Source organism: Bacteroidetes bacterium GWF2_43_63 (genome assembly GCA_001769275.1).
Taxonomy (GTDB): domain Bacteria; phylum Bacteroidota; class Bacteroidia; order Bacteroidales; family DTU049; genus GWF2-43-63.
Genome location: MEOQ01000040.1, coordinates 152,170 through 170,519 on the forward strand (window position 1 = coordinate 152,170; position 18,350 = coordinate 170,519).

The 18,350-nt window shown below is 42.3% G+C and carries 16 protein-coding genes and 1 pseudogene; 11 read left to right on the plus strand and 6 right to left on the minus strand.

Annotated features, from left to right (window positions below):
- Positions 1 to 6: 6 nt before the first annotated feature.
- Positions 7 to 1,131: a hypothetical protein gene (locus A2W93_02950; protein ID OFY53623.1), complete on the minus strand. Its 1,125-nt coding sequence runs from the start codon at positions 1,129 to 1,131 to the stop codon at positions 7 to 9.
- Between the two features lie 112 nt (positions 1,132 to 1,243).
- Here A2W93_02950 and A2W93_02955 point away from each other — a divergent pair, with 112 nt between their 5' ends.
- The 5 genes from A2W93_02955 to A2W93_02975 all read left to right on the plus strand — a co-directional run bounded on the left by A2W93_02955 (position 1,244) and on the right by A2W93_02975 (position 6,915).
- Positions 1,244 to 3,775, plus strand: coding sequence for a hypothetical protein (locus A2W93_02955; protein ID OFY53624.1), 2,532 nt, complete (start codon positions 1,244 to 1,246; stop codon positions 3,773 to 3,775).
- A 253-nt stretch (positions 3,776 to 4,028) separates the two neighbouring features.
- The gene (locus A2W93_02960) at positions 4,029 to 4,859 is read left to right on the plus strand and encodes a hypothetical protein (protein ID OFY53625.1); all 831 of its coding nucleotides are present in this window, start codon (positions 4,029 to 4,031) and stop codon (positions 4,857 to 4,859) included.
- 132 nt (positions 4,860 to 4,991) lie between these two features.
- Positions 4,992 to 5,585 (plus strand): hypothetical protein, encoded by a 594-nt coding sequence (locus tag A2W93_02965; protein OFY53626.1) that lies wholly within the window; start codon positions 4,992 to 4,994, stop codon positions 5,583 to 5,585.
- Positions 5,585 to 6,385, plus strand: a complete 801-nt coding sequence (locus A2W93_02970) for a hypothetical protein (protein ID OFY53627.1) — start codon at positions 5,585 to 5,587, stop codon at positions 6,383 to 6,385. Before A2W93_02965 ends, A2W93_02970 begins: the two co-directional genes overlap by 1 nt.
- Entirely contained in the window at positions 6,385 to 6,915 is a 531-nt protein-coding gene (locus A2W93_02975) for a 16S rRNA (guanine(966)-N(2))-methyltransferase RsmD (protein OFY53628.1), read from the plus strand. The genes A2W93_02970 and A2W93_02975 overlap by 1 nt, the downstream gene beginning before the upstream one ends.
- Here the strand turns inward: A2W93_02975 and A2W93_02980 are convergent.
- Positions 6,909 to 7,244: a hypothetical protein gene (locus A2W93_02980; GenBank protein ID OFY53629.1), complete on the minus strand. Its 336-nt coding sequence runs from the start codon at positions 7,242 to 7,244 to the stop codon at positions 6,909 to 6,911. The two genes, A2W93_02975 and A2W93_02980, sit on opposite strands and share 7 nt — an antisense overlap.
- Before the next feature lie 48 nt (positions 7,245 to 7,292).
- Positions 7,293 to 8,441: a hypothetical protein gene (locus A2W93_02985; protein ID OFY53630.1), complete on the minus strand. Its 1,149-nt coding sequence runs from the start codon at positions 8,439 to 8,441 to the stop codon at positions 7,293 to 7,295.
- A 248-nt stretch (positions 8,442 to 8,689) separates the two neighbouring features.
- Between A2W93_02985 and A2W93_02990 the strand changes: the two genes are divergently transcribed.
- The 6 genes from A2W93_02990 to A2W93_03015 all read left to right on the plus strand — a co-directional run bounded on the left by A2W93_02990 (position 8,690) and on the right by A2W93_03015 (position 15,517).
- Complete coding sequence (locus A2W93_02990) at positions 8,690 to 10,483, plus strand: hypothetical protein (GenBank protein OFY53735.1); 1,794 nt, start codon at positions 8,690 to 8,692, stop codon at positions 10,481 to 10,483.
- A 33-nt stretch (positions 10,484 to 10,516) separates the two neighbouring features.
- A complete protein-coding gene (locus A2W93_02995) occupies positions 10,517 to 11,221 on the plus strand; it encodes an NADP oxidoreductase (GenBank protein ID OFY53631.1) in 705 nt (234 codons plus the stop codon).
- Positions 11,222 to 11,233: 12 nt separating this feature from the next.
- A complete protein-coding gene (locus tag A2W93_03000; protein OFY53632.1) occupies positions 11,234 to 11,782 on the plus strand; it encodes an NADP oxidoreductase in 549 nt (182 codons plus the stop codon).
- An 18-nt stretch (positions 11,783 to 11,800) separates the two neighbouring features.
- Positions 11,801 to 13,255, plus strand: coding sequence for an NADP oxidoreductase (locus tag A2W93_03005; protein OFY53633.1), 1,455 nt, complete (start codon positions 11,801 to 11,803; stop codon positions 13,253 to 13,255).
- Positions 13,256 to 13,386: 131 nt separating this feature from the next.
- Positions 13,387 to 13,845 carry a hypothetical protein gene (locus A2W93_03010; protein ID OFY53634.1) on the plus strand — a complete coding sequence of 153 codons (459 nt, stop codon included), beginning with the start codon at positions 13,387 to 13,389 and terminating at the stop codon, positions 13,843 to 13,845.
- Positions 13,846 to 14,098: 253 nt separating this feature from the next.
- Positions 14,099 to 15,517: an ATPase gene (locus A2W93_03015; protein ID OFY53635.1), complete on the plus strand. Its 1,419-nt coding sequence runs from the start codon at positions 14,099 to 14,101 to the stop codon at positions 15,515 to 15,517.
- A gap of 69 nt (positions 15,518 to 15,586) precedes the next feature.
- Here A2W93_03015 and A2W93_03020 read toward each other — a convergent pair whose 3' ends face one another.
- The 3 genes and pseudogenes from A2W93_03020 to A2W93_03030 all read right to left on the minus strand — a co-directional run bounded on the left by A2W93_03020 (position 15,587) and on the right by A2W93_03030 (position 18,347).
- On the minus strand, positions 15,587 to 16,405 hold the full coding sequence (locus A2W93_03020; protein OFY53636.1) for a nickel ABC transporter ATP-binding protein: 819 nt from the start codon (positions 16,403 to 16,405) through the stop codon (positions 15,587 to 15,589).
- Between the two features lie 4 nt (positions 16,406 to 16,409).
- Positions 16,410 to 17,336 (minus strand): hypothetical protein, encoded by a 927-nt coding sequence (locus tag A2W93_03025; GenBank protein ID OFY53637.1) that lies wholly within the window; start codon positions 17,334 to 17,336, stop codon positions 16,410 to 16,412.
- Positions 17,333 to 18,347, minus strand: a pseudogene (locus A2W93_03030) (hypothetical protein). Before A2W93_03030 ends, A2W93_03025 begins: the two are co-directional and overlap by 4 nt.
- Positions 18,348 to 18,350 lie beyond the last annotated feature (3 nt).

The window sequence follows — 18,350 nt, forward strand, 5'->3', positions numbered from 1 at the left end:
TCAGGTCTATTTTCTTATTGTTTCAAGATAGTTCACAGCTGGATTTGCATATTGAGTCACAATAAAAGAAAGTTCATTTTCACTAAGTCCGACAGATTTCAGCTGTTGAACAAAATAGTCTTTTATTTCGGCCGTCTTATGGTCGGCAATCTCGAATGTCCGTGTTTCCGTCAACATATTGTAAGCCACTTTATGACTATCATAAAGCATATAATGTGAAAAAATTCCTTCGTCAATAATTGAAGCAATCGTTCCGCATTGTTTTCTCGAATCTGTTTCCGTGCATTCGTTCAAGCGGTCATTTATGGATGGAGAGAAATGAATATTGACATTGCCCTTTTTGCCACTAATGCCGGTTATCATATTTTTTAGGTCGTCCTGCGGAGTTTTGACATAAGTTTTACCAGAAGCTTTCATCCATAATTCCATGGCTTTCAGACCGTCGCAGGGATCAAATTCGTACGAAATAGAAACCGGAGAAATATTTAGTGGCAGCAGTGAATTTCTGAGATCTTTATTTTCTCCGGAGAGGCCAAGCATTCTCAAAAGACTTTCCTGCGTGCGGTCATTCCCGTCTTTTGCTCTGCCTTCGCGCTGAGCAATCCACAAAAAACAATTTCTCACCAGAATACTGTTACGAATATATTCGGAAAGGAGCATGGAGCTTTTTAGCAGATCGCGGCCAGACAAGGAGCGCCTGACAACAAATGATTTGTTTAGTTTCACGAACATCTCAATCCATGGTTTTACCAGCAGATTATCTCCAATGGCAATCTCAACCGTTGGAACATCATTAAAGTGCAGTCCCATATCAATCAGCGACGGATCCATAACAATATCGCGGTGATTTGAAATAAAGAGGCATGGGTTTCCTGCAATCAGGTTTTCAGTTCCGGTGAAACTTAACCTGGTGATGGATGAATCTATTATTCCCTGCAGAATTGGTTTGATCAGCAATACCTGAAATTCATCAATTGTTTTTACCCGCTTTAAATTTTCAAGATATAACGCATAGTTTTCATGAAAAAAATATTTCAGGACTGAAAGAAACTCGTCTTCCTTTATGAGCAGATCAAAGGCCTGATGAAATTCTTCGTTGCGATAGGGTCTGATATCATTAAACTTTTCCATAACAGCAATAATCTACAAAAATAGGCAAAAAGAATAAATACTTTAATTTGGCTTCAACCTATTCTATTTTCAGTTGTCAAAAAACAGTATCTTTGTTTTAAAAGTATGCTTTATGCGTAATTTTATACTTGCTTTTCTACTTATAGCAGTGATTTATCCCGGTCACTTATCGGCCCAGGAGCCAGACCTGTTTTTTTTGCCATCGGATTGCAGCACCAGTGATTATATGCCCGGAAGGGTAATTGTGAAATTCCGGCCCGAGGTATCGGATCGTTCGCAGAATGAAATGTTTTTATCAGAACTTGCTTTTTTAAAAGCCGAAAGTTATTTTCAGAAATTCCCTCACAGCAAAGTCCCATCGAAAAAAGAGAACGAATGGGGTATGCCATTGGTCGACCTGTCCGGTATTTATGAGATTTGCTTTAAACCTGAAACATCAATCGAGTATATAATCAATCGCCTGATCAGTTCCGGGATTTTTGAATACGTTTATCCACATTATATTGATAATCTGTTATATACACCTAATGACCCGAATATAGGTAGTCAATATTATTTGACCAGTATTCGTGCATATCAGGCATGGGATATTTGCAAAAGCGACACCAACAGAGTGGTTGCTATAACCGATACAGGCATTGAATTCAATCATCCTGACCTTGTTGGTGCAGTGAAGTACAATTATGATGATCCGATTGATGGCATTGACAATGACAATGACGGCTATTTAGATAATTTCAAAGGTTGGGATATGGGATCATGGGACAACAATCCTCAATTTGGTCCTACTGGTCACGGAATCCATGTGTCAGGTCTCGCGGGTGCTACCGTTGATAACGGCTTTGGAATGGCTGGAGTTGGATTCAAAAGTAAGCTTTTGCCTGTAAAGGTGGACAATTCTTATGGAAATCTTATGGCCACCTATGAGGGTATAATTTACGCAGCCGATCATGGAGCTAATGTAATCAATTGTTCCTGGGGTAGCACATATTCGGGAACACTCTATGGTCAGGATATTATCAATTATGCTTCGAATAATTGCAATGCACTGGTGGTTGCAGCTTGCGGAAATGCGAATAACATGAATTTTTATTATCCGGCTTCTTACGACAATGTTATCAGCGTTGCCGGGACTGATGTTAACGACTTTAAGTCTTCGACCAGTAGCTACGGATACAAAGTTGATGTCAGTGCTCCTGGCATTGGCATTTATTCTACATGGGGTGGTGCCTCATTCGTGACATCTGGCGGCACTTCTATGGCATCGCCTATTGTGGCCGGTGCCGCAGCACTCATTTCTTCATGGTACCCCCAGTATAATATGCTTCAGGTTGGAGAAATTATTCGAAATTCTGCTGATATCATTGATACGCTAAGCAACAATTTGCTTTATTCCGGATTGTTGGGTATGGGCCGGCTCAATATGTTTCGTGCACTTACCGATTCGCTGACTCCTGCAGTAAGACTTGTTCAATGGGCTTTTTCTGACAGTGCTGACATGGATTTCGATCCAGGCGACACACTTTACGTTAATGCAATGGCCTTAAATTTCCTTGATACTTCGTCCTCAATGCTTTATGCACGTCTCGAATGCCTAACGCCTGAAGTAATGCTTATTGATTCCATTTGGAATATCGGGGTTTTGAACACCCTTCAGAATGCAAGTAATTATTCGAATCCATTCAGAGTCAAGTTGTTAAACGTTCCACCCAGCACTACCATAAAATTTCTTGTTCATTTTTATGACAGTACCTGGCATTCGGCCGATTATATAAGCACCAATGTAAACAAAGATTACAATACACTTGACACTAATCTGCTGACACTTACAGTGACAAGCAATGGGAATTTCGCTTATAACAATCTGGTGAATATGTCGCAGGGCGAAGGATTCAGATACAATGGAGGAAGCAACCTTGTTTCCGGTTTTGGGCTGATGTGTGGCACCGATATGTTTCATATGTCTGATAATCTATATAGCATTGTGTATCCGGTCGACAGTGACTTTGTTGCTGATAATTACGTATGGGAGCTCAATCCTGCACCATTAGGCGATCAATGCCTTTATTCACAATATACCGATCGGGGCGCAGACTCTGCTTCGCAGATGCATATAACTGTTAAACAGTGGTCATACGCCTGGAACACACCGGAAGATGAAAACTTCATTCTTGTTAAATACCAGATCATCAATGATTCCATAACCGCGCTGGATGATTTTTACGCTGGTCTTTTTGCCGATTGGGATATTGTAAATTCCGCCGAAAACAGATGCTGGTTCGATCCTGCACTGGATCTGATTGTTGCGACAACTACAGATTCAGTAGTATATGCAGCAACAGCTTTACTATCGCCCTATCCGGCCAAACATTATGCAGCCGATTTGGATGGATTCAACAGCAGCATTGCGCTGACCGATGGTTTTTCCGAGTCTGAAAAATACACTATGATGAAATCAAATCGTTTGTTTGCAGGCACTGATATTGACGGAAACGACATTGCAGCCGCTGTTAGCTCCGGCCCGCATTCAATTGCTCCCTTCGATACGCTGGAAATTACCTATGCCATTATTGCAGGCAGCAATATGAGCGAAATTGAAGAAGGTTATTTGCGCGCCAAAGTGAGATTCTTGACCCAATTCTGAACCTGAATACAGACAATAATGACAAGGTGTTTTTGTATCCCAATCCAGTTGCGGACAGACTTAATTACTTTGTTGGTGATGAGAACTCCCAATATTCTGTTTCTATAAGTGACATGACAGGGAAGTTGTGTTTTTCCGGCAATGGATTTGAAAACGAAGGAAGTCTGGATGTTTCGTTTTTGCCTGCCGGATATTATTCGATACGGTTTGTGAGCGGAAATTCCTGCCAGGTTATGAATTTTACAATTGTGCGATGACCACCAGCCCTGAAGAAAAACGTAAAAACTGGAATATCCTGATTCCATATTATTTTGATGTACTGAGCGACTTTGCTCTGCAAGAGGGCATTGCCCTCAGCAAAGCATTTAAGACAGGCCTGGTATTGTTTCATTGCAACCCGGACGAATCTATTAAGTTGCGGCTGGCCGAGATTGCAAACAACATAATATCCAATCATGAAATTCACACCGAGTGTTTTATTCCAACCGGGAAAGCCGATGAATTGATGTTTGCGCTTGCGCACAAGACAGAATCAATATTAATTATCATTGGTCATAACAGCAACAACTCGTCGCTGGGCTTTTCGCTGGGAAAAACTTTACGTGTTATGCGTAAATCACGTACTCCATTTTTAATGGTTCCAGAGGGAATTCACAATAAATCGCTCAAAGATATAGTCTATTGCATGGGTTATCAGAAGACTGAGAAAGAAAAAATCCTGTGGGCATCGTATTTCGGTAGGATTTGCAAAAGCAAGATTCATGTAGTAATGCCAAAAGCGTCGGATCAGTTTTTTAAAACTGGCATCAGATCTAATTTGCAGGCAATGGACAAGCTCTATAATGCAGCAGAGGTGGATTTTAAAATGGTTTCGGTCGACGCTAATGTGCATCAGGCTGCAAATGCTGCTTTAGCTTTTAGTAACAGTATTCATGCCGGCGCATTCATTATTCTGACAACACTCCGACCCGACATTTTCGATTTTTTTGGAGGTTCGGACGATTTGATAGCGATCCGTAATAAATTTTCGGTTCCGGTGCTTTGTATAAATCCCCGCGACGATCTCTATGTTCTTTGTAATTAGCGGGCACCGTTAACTTAACTGCATATCACTTCTACTGATTGAAAGCCGTAACTGCATAATTTTTTTAAATAGTATTCCTTATTGCATTGAAAAAGTTTTAATTTTGCACCGAAACATTAAAAAGAAAGTTTTATGAAACTGAAACTGATCATTCAGATCTTATTGGGCTTAGGCATTCTTGCTTTGATTTATTTTATTTATTCCGGAATTATGTCTCCGGTGAAATTTAATAATGAAATGAATACCCGTAAGGACATCGTTATTCAGAAAATGAAAGATATAAGAACCATGCAGACAATGTATATGTCTATGAATGGTAAATATTGTTCAACTTTTGACAGCCTAATCACCTTTGTAAAAGAAGGAGAAATCCCACTCGTTAAACTTACCGCTCGCCCCGGTGATTCTACATTTACAGATCCTATCCGCGATACTGTTGGGTATGTGAGTATTAACGATTCCCTCTTTGGAAAAAGACCGGATTTCAAACTTGAAAATCTTTCGCATATCCCGTTTTCCAATTTCGAGAACGCCCCTTACGACAATTTTGAGATGAAGGTGGCAATAGTCAACAAGGGCAATGTGATGGTTAACGTAATTGAAGTATTCGCCCCGAATAAATATTATTTGAAGGGACTCGATCTTGAGAAAAACAATGTTGATCCTGAGGATGGGTTGCGTTTTGGATCTTTGACGGAACCTTCTACTGACGGAAACTGGGAATAATGAATATACATTCGGAATACTGTTTTTTGCCTGAAGGCGCCGTATTACCCGATGAATCAATAAAAGTCCTCGGAATTCATTCCGAAGGCTTTTATTTTTTAATTCATCATGGATCGGAGATTCTCTATGCACTGCTTGGAAGCTTTCGTAATGGCATTACTGCCAGTGCGTTAATGGCTATAACTGACCGAAAACCAACATTCAAAATGTCTGAGTTGGATCAGTTACTTCTGGTGCCAGAGTCTTTTGTCGCTGTACCCAATGAATTTCTAGCCATTCAAAACGACCGGCAATTGTATGAAATGGTCAATGTTATTCCTGATTCCTATGAGCTTATAAAGTCAAACCTTTCAAATACCGGAGCAACATTATTATCCGCTTTCAATTCTGAATCATTTCAGGTGCTGCAGCAATTGCAGCCAAAACAACCGTTGGCCGACCTGACCGCAGCGTGGTTCAATAAAATTGATGTTTCCGCATCGGAAAATTCTGCACATATGCTCATTTTCCCTTCTTCTTTTGTAATTGCAGTTTTTGTTAATGGCAAATTGCAGCTGATTAATTCGTTCAACTACAGCGATAAGAGCAATTTCCTGTATTATTCGCTTGGGGCTATTAAAGCTTGTAAAATAAATCCGGCAGATATCGAATTGTGGCTTTGCGGAGAAATAAGCCCCTCATCACCGTTAGCAGAAGCATTGACAGCGTATTTTCCGGCTATTCGTTACGACGCTGTAGAGAATAATGGCGATGCCGATTCCCGCAGACTTTCATCTATGTTGTTCCCACTTTTTCAATAATGCGTATAATCAGCGGCTCACTTAAAGGCAGAACATTCTCACCTCCTGAAAGATCGAGTGTGAGACCTACAACCGATATGGCCAAGGAAGGGCTTTTCAATATCCTTCAACACCGAGTGGCCCTTGAAGGCATTACTGTTATCGATTTGTTTTCAGGAACGGGTTCATTATCGTATGAATTCGTTTCTCGCGGAGCAGAAATGGTTTTTTCTGTTGAAAAAGATGCGGTGATGGTTGATTTCGTTCAATCAATTGCAAAAAAACTCAACCTCAAAAACATCAAAGCCATCCGCAGCGACGCCTATAAATTTCTGGCTCTCACTGCTATTAAGGCTGATATCATTTTTGCTGATCCGCCATACGGAACACCTGGTATTCAGGATATTCCGGAACTGGTTTTTAGCAAAAACATTCTAAACGAAGACGGGATGCTGGTTGTGGAACACGATAGTCATTTGAATTTCGGTGCCCATCCACATTTTGTTGAGGTAAGAAACTACGGTAAGGTTTACTTCTCGATGTTTCAATAAAGTAAATGCTGTTTGGCTGTGTTTCGCCATTGCGCGTCGTAGCGGCTTTCCACAAAGTAAATCAGCAAATCTGCATCGTAGCGGCTATCAACAAAGAAAATCTTTTTATCCGCATCATACCGACTGTCAACAAAATACCAGAGTCCCTTGTTATCTGTAGCATCATAGCGGCTATCACATTTATAAACAAGCAGATCGGCATCGTAACGCGAATCAGTCACATACACTTTTATGTCCGCATCGTAGCGCGAATCAACGAAAAAAATCTTCTGAGCTGAGGCACTGACAAGAATGCAGGCAAACATCAGCAGGGACAAAATGCTTTTCATGATGGTGGTTTTTTTGAGCTTCCGGAATTAACAAAAATCCTGCCCCTATTAGTGAAGTCGAATAATTTTTTTTAACGCTTCGAGTGAATACTTTACTTCTTCTTCTGTGGTAAAACATCCGAAGCTAAATCTCAATGTGCCCTGCGGAAAGGTGCCGATGGTTTGATGGGCCAGGGGAGAGCAGTGCAGCCCCGGGCGAACCATAATTCCATAGTTTTTATCAAGGGTAGCTGCAAGGTCTGCTGGAGTTATATTTTTGACATTCACCGAAACGAGCGGGAGCCTGTCCTCGTTGGCGGAAGGTCCGTAGATGGAAATTTTTTCAAAATTGCTGCATTCGCTTATAAAATAGCGGGTTAATTCCGAAAGCGATTTGCGAATATTGTTTATTCCTTTCTCCAGCACGTGCTGGATTCCCGCTTTCAGGCCAATAATGCCTACTGCATTCAGGGTGCCTGCTTCAAGTCGATCGGGGTAAAACAAAGGATGCCCGGCTAACTCTGAGTTACTCCCTGTTCCTCCATGTATATGTGTCCGGACCGAAATTTCATCCCGAATACACAGACCACCGATACCGGTAGGACCATAAAGTTTTTTGTGCCCAGTGAAAGCAAGCAGATCGATATGGTCTTCAACCATGTCAATTGGGACAAAGCCAGCCGACTGCGCTGCATCGACAAGAAACAGAATGTTTTTTTCGTGACAGATTTTTCCGACTTGAGCAATATTCTGTATAGTTCCGGAAACATTGGATCCGTGAATACAAATGACCATTCGTGTATTGCTGCGAATCAGCGACGTAAGGTGTTCAATATCAAGAAAACCACGTTCATTGCAACTGGCAATATCGAACGAAATGATTCCCTCGTCTTGAAGAAAGGTCACCGTGCGCAAAACAGCATTATGTTCCATATGACTGATGATCACATGATCGCCGGGGTTTAGAATCCCTTTGATGGCGAAATTCAAAGTATGCGTTGCGTTTGCAGAAAACATAACCCGTTCGGCAGCGGGGCAATTGAACAAACTGGCAATCAGTTCGCGAGTTTCAAATACTTCCTGAGCAGCTTTGGCTGCAAACTGATGCCCAGAACGGCCTGGACTGCCACCATATTCGGTAAGATATGCGGTCATCGCAGAAATTACTGTTGCCGGTTTTGGCCATGAAGTGGCAGAATTGTCGAGGTAAATTTTCATTTGAAATATTTGAAGGTTGTACAAATTTAATAATTCTAAGTTGATGTATTAAAATGTTCCAAAAAGCCATGAAAACATGAAATATTAGGTTTTTAATTGATAAAAATCAGTAATATTTGATAGTTAATTTAGAATGTCTATAAATTACCTGAATTCCTGAAGAAAACGGGATTTACATTATATCATGTACCCATTGTTTGCTAATTTTGGCAGTCCTTACACTAGAAAAAAGTCCTAATTCAAAACATATGAAAGAAAAAATCACCAGTATTATTGAGTCGTTTGGTAACGATGCCGCACGGTTGATGGATATCCTTTCTGAAGTGCAGTCCGAGTTTGGCTGTGTTTCATGCGAGGCGGTGTCTGTTATTGCCGAAAAGCTTCAGATTTCTGAAGTTGATGTGGTACAGACCCGTTCATTCTATCACTTCTTTACTAAGGAGCCGGTAGGCAAATACGCCATCTACCTCAACAACGCCGTTGTTGCGTGCATGATGGGTATGGGAGAAATTGTAGACGAGTTTGAAAAACAGCTCGGAATTAAAATGGGTCAGCGCACAGCCGACAACATGGCCAGTATTCACTTTACTGCCTGTATCGGAATGAGTGATCAGGAACCTGCAGCCATCATCAACGACGTTGTGTTCACTTCGCTTACACGCGACAAAGTGAAAGCAATTGTTGCCGACATGAAGGCCGGAAAAAGTGTTAAAGAAATGGTTACAGCATTTGGTGACGGCAACAATGCCCATCCGCTGGTTCACACCATGGTCAATAACAATATCAAAAAAGTTGGACCTGTTGTTCTCGAAGCTTATGAGTCAGGAGCTGGTCTGAATAAAGCTCTCAGCACAACTTCGCAAGCTGTTATCGGAGAAGTTCAGTCATCAGGTCTCCGCGGACGCGGTGGTGCTGGTTTCCCGACCGGAATGAAATGGATGTTCTGCGCAAAAGAAAGCGGTGACAAATATGTGCTTTGCAATGCTGATGAGGGGGAACCCGGTACATTCAAAGACCGCGTACTGCTCACCGAGCGCGCTGCCATGGTTTTCGAAGGCATGGCCATCGGTGGATTCGCCATTGGTGCTAAAGAAGGTATTCTTTATGTTCGTCGTGAGTATAAATATCTGAATGCAATTCTGGAAGACACGCTTAAAACAATGCGTGAAAAAAATCTTCTTGGTAAAAATATCCTTGGAAAAGGTTTTGATTTTGATATCAGGGTTCAGTTTGGAGCCGGCGCTTATGTGTGCGGTGAAGAATCAGCGCTGATTGAATCGGCTGAAGGAAAACGCGGCGAACCCCGCAACCGTCCTCCTTTCCCGGCTCAAAAAGGCTATAAAAACAGACCGTCAATCGTAAATAACGTTGAAACTTTCTGTGCTGTTTCAAGAATTCTTGATAAAGGTGGCGCATGGCACAAAGGCCTTGGCACCGATGAATCAGCTGGTGTGAAAGTTCTCAGCATTTCCGGTGACTGCAAGAACCCGGGCGTGTACGAAATCGAGTGGGGCATGACCATTCAGGAAATGCTTACAATGGTTGGTGCTACTGATGTTCAGGCAGTTCAGGTGGCTGGTCCTTCAGGCGTATGCCTCAATCCGGAACAGTTCGGACGCAAAATTGCGCTCGAAGATCTGGCAACCGGAGGTTCTATGATTGTGATCGGCAAAAACCGCGACCTGTTGAAAGACGTCGTACTGAATTTCATGGAATTCTTTGCTGACGAATCGTGTGGTTCCTGTGTTACCTGTCGTTCGTTCAATATGATTCTTCGCAACTCAATCAAGAAAGTGGTTGAAGGCAATGCAATCAAAAACGATGTTGAAGACATGGCAGCATGGAGCGAAATCATTCGCAAGACCACCCGTTGCGGTTTGGGTCAGACATCAGCAAATCCGATTGTAACCACCATCAAAAACTTCAGACATCTGTATGATGCAAAAGTGAAAGATGTTGAGTTTGCAAGTATGTTCGACATGAGCAAATCAGTTGCTGAATCATGTGCAGTGGTTGGCCGCAAACCTGTTGTTCACGAATAATTCAATCAGTAAAAACAAAAAAGAAATAATAATATGAGTGAAACAGTAAAATTCACGATTGACGGCAAGGAATGCACCAGCCAGAAAGGCCAGTATCTTGTAGATGCAGCTGCTGACAACGGTGTTTACGTTCCTGTGCTTTGTCACATGAGAGACGTTGTAGCTGCCGGTTCCTGCCGTATATGCACCGTAAAGGTGAATGGTCGTAACATGGCTGCCTGCACCACCCCAGTTGAAGAAGGTATGGCTGTTGAAAACAATTCGGCCGAACTCACCGATATTCGCAAAGCAATTGTTGAAATGCTTTTTGTTGAAGGAAACCATTTCTGTCCTGCATGCGAAAAGAGCGGTAACTGCGATCTTCAGGCATTGGGATACAAGTATCAGATGATGGTACCTCGTTTTCCTTACGCATTTGAGCGCAGAGACATTGAAGCCAGAGCCCCCAAAATTTATTTGGAGCGCAATCGCTGCATATTCTGCAAAAGATGTGTTCGCGTAATAAAAGATAATGATGGCAAGAGCATCTTTGCATTCAAAGGCAGAGGCCAGCACCTTGAAATCTCAATCGACCTTAAATTAGCCGCTAATATGACCGACGAAATGGCACAGAAAGCCATGGATATCTGCCCAGTTGGCTGTATTCTGAAAAAAGAAGTTGGATTCATCGATCCGATTGGCAAACGCAAGTATGACATGAATGTCATTGGATCTGATATTGAAAAAATCACCAAATAAGGAGGACTTAAAATGAGTAAACCAATTGTAGCAACAACTTCCTTAGCCGGATGCTTCGGATGTCATATGTCATTACTCGATATAGATGACAGAATTCTGAAACTCATTGAACTCGTTGAATTCAACAAGTCCCCCATTGATGATATCAAGACTTTCACCAAACAGTGTGATATCGGTATCATTGAAGGTGGCTGCTGCAACAGCGAAAACGTTCATGTTCTGAAAGAATTCCGCAAAAATTGCAAAATTCTGATTTCACTGGGCGAATGTGCTATCATGGGCGGACTGCCTGCCATGCGCAACGGAATCCCTGTTAAAGAATGTCTGGATGAAGCGTATCTGGGTGGACCAACAGTAGGTCTGAACACCGAGAAGATCATGCCCAATGATGAAGAGCTTCCAATGATTCTTGACAAAGTATATCCTTGCCACGAAATCGTGAAGATCGATTATTATCTGCCGGGATGCGCACCACGCGCCGACCTTATCTGGGAAGCCGTAGCAGCACTTGTGACCGGAAACCCGATGAATCTCCCGTACGAAGTGGTGAAATTTGATTAATCAAAAAAGAAAAAGACAATGGCACAAAAAGTAACAATAGAACCTGTAACCCGCGTTGAAGGCCACGGAAAAGTGACCATTCAACTCGATGATAATATGAACGTAACCCAGTCGCGTCTTCATATTGTTGAATTCCGCGGATTTGAACGTTTCGTTCAGGGCCGCCCTTACTGGGAAGCTCCTGTTCTTGTTCAGCGCCTGTGCGGTATTTGCCCTGTAAGTCACCACCTCGCTGCTGCAAAAGCATTGGACGTGATTGTTGGCGCAGGAACCGGACTCGGACTGACTGCAACCGGAGAAAAAATGCGTCGTCTGATGCATTACGGACAGATGTTTCAGTCACATGCACTGCATTTTTTCCACCTCTCATCACCTGATTTTCTGCTCGGATACGATGCAGATCCTGCAATCCGCAACGTAATCGGTGTAGCTCTCAATTTCCCGGATCTCGCTGTTCAGGGTGTGATGATGCGTAAATACGGTCAGGAAATAATCGAGCGCACAGCTGGAAAGAAAGTTCACGGTACCGGCGCTATCCCTGGTGGTATCAACAAATGTCTGAGTGCTGATGAAAAAGCATTTCTGATGAATGGATCAGACATTATGAACATCGAAAAGATGATTGCATGGGCCGATGGTGCACTGCAGTTCTTCAAGGATTATTACATGAAAAATAAAGCCATGATTGATGGCTTTGCGTATTTCCCCTCAAATCACTTGAGTCTTGTCCGCAAAGACGGAGCCCTCGATCTCTATCACGGTGTTCTCCGTGCTGTTGATGCTGAAGGTAACAGAATTCTGGACGATGTTGACTATCAGGAATACAACAAATACATTGAGGAAGAAGTTCGCTCATGGAGCTATATGAAGTTCCCATACCTGAAACATTTGGGTAAGGAAAAAGGCTGGTATCGCGTAGGACCACTTGCTCGTCTGAACACCTGCGATTTCATTCCGACACCGATGGCACAGAAGGAATTCGAATTCTACAAATCACAGACAAACGGAAAACCCGACAATTATTGCATGCACATGCATTGGGCTCGTTTGATAGAATTGTTGCATTCTGCTGAAGTGATCAAGGATCTGCTCAATGATCCAGACATCTTGAAGAATGATAATCTGGTGACCAAAGGAACCAAGCTGAGCGAAGGCGTTGGTGTGATCGAAGCTCCACGCGGAACTTTATTCCATCATTACAGAATCAACGAGAACGACCAGATTACCATGGCCAACCTCATCGTATCTACAACCAACAACAATGAGCCGATGAATCAGTCGGTGAATTTTGTTGCCAGAAGAATGATGACCGGCCAGAAGGAAATCACCGAGCCGATGAAGAACCAGGTTGAAATGGCTATCCGCGCTTATGACCCGTGTCTGAGCTGCGCTACCCATGCGCTTGGCCAGATGCCGCTCGATATCAAACTTGTTGACTCAAAAGGAGATGTTTTGGATCATTACAAATCGTAATTCTCACCTATTCTATAAAAAAGTCCGCCGGTTTCCGACGGACTTTTTTTGTGAGTTTTTCAACAGATTATTACCGATCCAGAATAGATGAAAATAAATATTGTTCTTACCTTTGCAGCAAACAGCACACAATGAAAAAAACACTCATATACGGATACGGCAATGCAGGCCGCATGGACGATGGCATCGGCGAACGCTTTGTGGAAATGATGGACAAGTGGATTGAAGAAGAAAAAATCGAAAATATTTTTACCGATTGCAATTATCAGCTCAACATCGAAGATGCAGCAACGGTTTCGGAATACGATGCCGTAGTTTTTGTTGATGCCAGCATTGTGGAGGACGTTGAAAATTTCCGTCTTGAAAAAGTCGAACCCAACGATGCGACTATCGAATTTACTATGCATGCGGTGTCCACTTCATATGTGATTGATCTGTGCAAAAAGATTTACAGCAAAACTCCCGAAGCATATGTGTTGCATGTGCGCGCATACGAATTTGATTTTAGCGAAGAAATGACTCCTAAAGCGGTGGAGAATATGCTTGACGCGTTTGCTTTTCTGAAAGAATTTTTAAAGAAACAGTCGTAGCATTTTCACTATTTTTATTTGATCTTCAAAATCCAGAATGAGAATTGAAAATTTTATTCAAACAGGTTTGAAGTTTTTAATTAATTCGTAAAAAGTAGATTCAGAGCTGATTTGAATATGATTTCGTTTTAAACTGAAATGATTATAACTCGCCATAAGTGGGTAAAAAATAGTACTTCTGGCGAGTTATAAATGTATAATTGGCCATAAGTTGTAAATTTTGTATATTTGTGGCAGCTTATAATAATCAGTTATGAGAGCAATTGTCGGCAGAGATTTTGAAAAAGAAGAACTTGAAAGCTTCTATAAATCCGAAGTATCGGAATTTGTGGCCGTGTATGGCCGTAGAAGAGTGGGAAAGACTTTTCTTATCCGCGAGCTGTTCAGAGACAGAATGGAATTTTATCTGACAGGGCTTGCCAATGGTGGTTTCAGCGAGCAGATGGTCAACTTCAATCTGGCTTTGCGTGAGGCAGGTTTGAAAGATTTACCCTTGGCGAAAAACTGGATTTATGCATTTCAGCAATTGCGCACGCTGATTGAAAAATCAAGAAAGAAAAAGAAAGTGATTTTTCTGGATGAAATGCCCTGGCTCGATACGCCGAAATCGAAGTTCCTGAGCGCGCTGGAGCATTTCTGGAATTCATGGGCCTCGGGCAGAAATGATATTCTATTGATTGTTTGTGGTTCTTCCACTTCGTGGATTACAGATAAATTACTGAACAATAAAGGAGGTTTACACAATCGCATCACGCATCAATTGCGGCTGGAGCCGTTTACATTAAAGGAGTGCGCCGCATACGTCAAATCACTGAAATTCACCTGGAGCCAGCATCAGGTGGCTGAGTGCTATATGGCGCTTGGTGGTATTCCGTATTACTGGAGTTTGCTGAAAAAAGGGAGGAGTGTTGACCAGAACCTAGACCACTTGTTTTTTGGCGCCAATGCCCGTTTAAAAGACGAGTACAAAAACCTGTATGCTGCTTTGTTTAAAAACTCCGATCGGTACATGCAGGTTGTGGAGGCATTAAGCAAAAAGAGCTGTGGTTTGACCCGGCAGGAAATTGTTGAAAGCATTGAAGAAAGCAGTGGAGGAGGGTTAACCAAGATTCTGGATGATCTTGAAAACTGCGGCTTTATCCGTTCATTTCTGGCTTTTAACAAGAAAAGTCGTGACCGTATTTTTCAGCTTTCCGACTTTTACACCTTGTTTTATTTCAGGTTTGTGCGACGCTCAGGCAAGGATAAAAATTACTGGAAGAGCATGCTGGACACCACGCAGCATCGTGCCTGGGCGGGTTATGCCTTTGAACAACTTTGCACCATGCATGTTGATCAGATGAAAAACGCTCTCGGAATTGCCGGTGTATATTGCAATGTGTATTCCTGGCGCAGCCCTGCTGGCACTGATAAAGGTACTCAGATAGACCTTATTATTGAGCGGAACGATAATGTAATTAATTTGTGTGAGATGAAATTCTCCGTAAATCCTTTTGTTATTAATAAAAAATATGCGGATGAACTGAGAAATAAATTTGGTACATTCAGGAGTGTAACAAATACAAAAAAATCCGTATTCCTTACTTTTGTTTCATCGTCTGGATTGGCTCAGAATGCTCATTCCGGAATAATTCAATGCGAGATTGAATTAAAAGATCTGTTTGCTATGTAAAAGTTATAACTCGCCACAACTATGTATTTTAACCCACTTATGGCGAGTTATAAATTCTGAAAATATTTTTCAGTGCTTGCCGTGTTTATGAAAGACATAATGCGAATGATAGTGTTTATGCACTTCTTCGCCATGTTTGTGTATGTGTTCGTGAATAAGATTTGCACTAATCAGAAATTCCTCATCGTTCAGAATTTGCGAAGCTGTTCCGGTTTTTTTAATTGTGTGATCTTCTGAAAGCACAGCCACACGTGGCTGCAGATGATCGACCAGATCGAGGTGATGGGTTGAAAACACAATGGTTTTTCCGGCACGATTTAGTTCGAAAAGCAATTCAATGAAATATGTTTGTGATTTCGGATCGAGTCCGGCAAGTGGTTCGTCCACCAGAATAAGCTCCGGGTTTACGGTCAGAACAGAGGCAATGGCCACTTTCTTTTTTTCGCCTCCCGAAAGTGAGAGAACCGATCGGTCTTTCAGATTTTCGATTTCCAGCGTTTTTAGTAATTCCAGGGCACGAGTTTCAGCTTCATCCTGCGAAATATTTAGCTGGAGCGGGGCAAAGAGCAGTTCTTCGAAAACAGTGCTGCAAAACAGTTGCACATCCGGGTTTTGAAACACAAACGCTGTCTTCTGTCTAAACTGTGCATTGAAATATTGGTCCTTCAGCGATTTTTCGGTCACTTGTTTTTCATGAAACAAAACCTCCCCCTGATCTGGAAAAACCAACCCGTTCATGATACTCAGCAGTGTGGACTTTCCGCTGCCATTTTGCCCCATTATGCAAAGCATTTCGCCTTTTATTACATCAAGGCTGATCTGCTGCAGTGCCGGTATTTTCCCAAAATAGGAATAGGAAATATTTTTTAGTTCAAGTATTTTTTCCATAAGATCAGACAAAGATAATGACAAGTCCGGAGCCAACACAAACCAGCAGAACAACTCCATCGGCTATTCGGAACTTTTTCTGGCGAAGCAGCTTGACTTCCCAGGTGTATCCACGCGAAATCATTGCTGCATATGTTTGTTCATATTGTCGCTGTGAACGTCTAAAAATAAAAAAAACACGACCAGAAATGATGCTGCGGATGCTGGCCGATTTCACATTTCCTGCCAGCCGTGATCTGAGCGCGAGATAGGTTTCTTCAATGGTTTTTGAGAGAATGAAAATGAATTTATACGCCAGCGTCATTATCATCAGAAAGGTGTCAGGAATAAAAAACACTTTCATCCCTTTGGTGATTTGCGAAAACGAAGAGCTGTACACATACAGCATTGCCAGTGAAATAGAATTGAAAACGCGTAGAAAAAGACGACTTACAACATACACTCCTTCTTCGGTGATTCCTATGCTTGCTGGGATTTTGTAAATCCACCAATGAAATTCTCTTTGAAAATGAAGCAAAGGAAGAACAATTTTCCCGGGTGTGATCACATTCAGTAGAGCTGGAAGAAAGATCAGCAGCCCGAAGACACAGGCCAGTACGAGGATTTTTCTATATACGAAACGGTATGATATTCCGGAAATTAAATAGAACGAAGCAATCAGTCCGGTGGCTATAAGCTGTGACTCAATGCTGTGTGCAAGACTTATCGCTACAATGAAAAATATAAAAGAAAAGAATTTCACCAGTGGATTGATGCGATACAGCAATTTGTCCCGGGCTCCCGTTTCCGAATGAATATACATTGTTTTTACTGTGCCTGCAACAGCTTTCAACGTTTTATCGAGAAAAGGCATACGTTGTTTGCGACCGGTTCCGGACACGCTTTCGCTTGTGTTCTCTTCTGTCAGAAATGCGGGAACGTGTATACTCATTTTCGTATGATAAGTTTCGAAAGCAACCACGTTACACCAAGTGTCAATGCGGCTCCTATCAATCCTGAAAGGATGTAGTAACCCGATTGATGTCCCACCGACGGATCTTCGGCATTCATTGAATAATCGGCCATGGGTGCCTGATAGGTATCGGAATATTTTTGCAAGCCCTCGGGTACATATCCAACGAGTCCTTCAACCGTTCCGGCCGACCATTCGCCCCATGCATCACCTGCATCAAATGCCATGGGCAGAAAAATCCCGATTGGTGTCAAAACAATAAGAATTAATAAAAAAAACAAAATGCGTTTTTGTAATTTATTCATGTCGTCCTCCTTTCTGCATGGCATAAATGTTTTCACGGTCGTGATTGAAAAAATACCGTACAATAAATGCTGTTACCAGTCCTTCTGCAACGCCGAATAATACAAGGTGTTCGATGGCCATGGCCGGAATTGCCACAGATAAATCATAAGGACAATAGAGTGCCTTTCCGTCAGCAGTCGTTGCAATTAGAGGCTGGATGCCGAATTCAACCGCAGTTAGCACTGCTGTCAGAACCAGACTGATATATCCGGCCATAAAAGCGGCGAAAAATACGCGTCCTGATTTTTCAGATTTCATGCGGACAAGTTTGAAAATCCAATAGGCTACAAAGGGCATAAAAACAGCCATATTGAAACAATTGGCTCCAATAGCGGTAATACCGCCATCGCCGAAAATGAGTGCCTGAATGACAAGAGCAACCGAAACAGCCATCACTGTGGCCCAGGGGCCGAGCAAAATGGCAATCATTGCCGCTCCTACGGCATGGCCTGTCGTTCCTCCGGGTATTGGCAGATTGAACATCATGATGATAAATGAAAATGCAGCCGCCATTCCTAGATAAGGAATGTTTTTCGCTGAAACTTCTTTTTTCACTTTGAATACTGCTACTGCAGCTGCAGCTACAAACGCGCCCATGAGCGGAATGTAGGTTTCGGGTCCGAGATATCCGTCGGGAATATGCATGTT

Coding starts and splice junctions, on each gene's coding strand:
- A2W93_02950 (OFY53623.1), bottom strand. CDS start 1,131: ATGGAAAAGTTTAATGATATCAGACCCTATCGCAACGAAGAATTTCAT.
- A2W93_02955 (OFY53624.1), top strand. CDS start 1,244: ATGCGTAATTTTATACTTGCTTTTCTACTTATAGCAGTGATTTATCCC.
- A2W93_02960 (OFY53625.1), top strand. CDS start 4,029: ATGACCACCAGCCCTGAAGAAAAACGTAAAAACTGGAATATCCTGATT.
- A2W93_02965 (OFY53626.1), top strand. CDS start 4,992: ATGAAACTGAAACTGATCATTCAGATCTTATTGGGCTTAGGCATTCTT.
- A2W93_02970 (OFY53627.1), top strand. CDS start 5,585: ATGAATATACATTCGGAATACTGTTTTTTGCCTGAAGGCGCCGTATTA.
- A2W93_02975 (OFY53628.1), top strand. CDS start 6,385: ATGCGTATAATCAGCGGCTCACTTAAAGGCAGAACATTCTCACCTCCT.
- A2W93_02980 (OFY53629.1), bottom strand. CDS start 7,244: ATGAAAAGCATTTTGTCCCTGCTGATGTTTGCCTGCATTCTTGTCAGT.
- A2W93_02985 (OFY53630.1), bottom strand. CDS start 8,441: ATGAAAATTTACCTCGACAATTCTGCCACTTCATGGCCAAAACCGGCA.
- A2W93_02990 (OFY53735.1), top strand. CDS start 8,690: ATGAAAGAAAAAATCACCAGTATTATTGAGTCGTTTGGTAACGATGCC.
- A2W93_02995 (OFY53631.1), top strand. CDS start 10,517: ATGAGTGAAACAGTAAAATTCACGATTGACGGCAAGGAATGCACCAGC.
- A2W93_03000 (OFY53632.1), top strand. CDS start 11,234: ATGAGTAAACCAATTGTAGCAACAACTTCCTTAGCCGGATGCTTCGGA.
- A2W93_03005 (OFY53633.1), top strand. CDS start 11,801: ATGGCACAAAAAGTAACAATAGAACCTGTAACCCGCGTTGAAGGCCAC.
- A2W93_03010 (OFY53634.1), top strand. CDS start 13,387: ATGAAAAAAACACTCATATACGGATACGGCAATGCAGGCCGCATGGAC.
- A2W93_03015 (OFY53635.1), top strand. CDS start 14,099: ATGAGAGCAATTGTCGGCAGAGATTTTGAAAAAGAAGAACTTGAAAGC.
- A2W93_03020 (OFY53636.1), bottom strand. CDS start 16,405: ATGGAAAAAATACTTGAACTAAAAAATATTTCCTATTCCTATTTTGGG.
- A2W93_03025 (OFY53637.1), bottom strand. CDS start 17,336: ATGAGTATACACGTTCCCGCATTTCTGACAGAAGAGAACACAAGCGAA.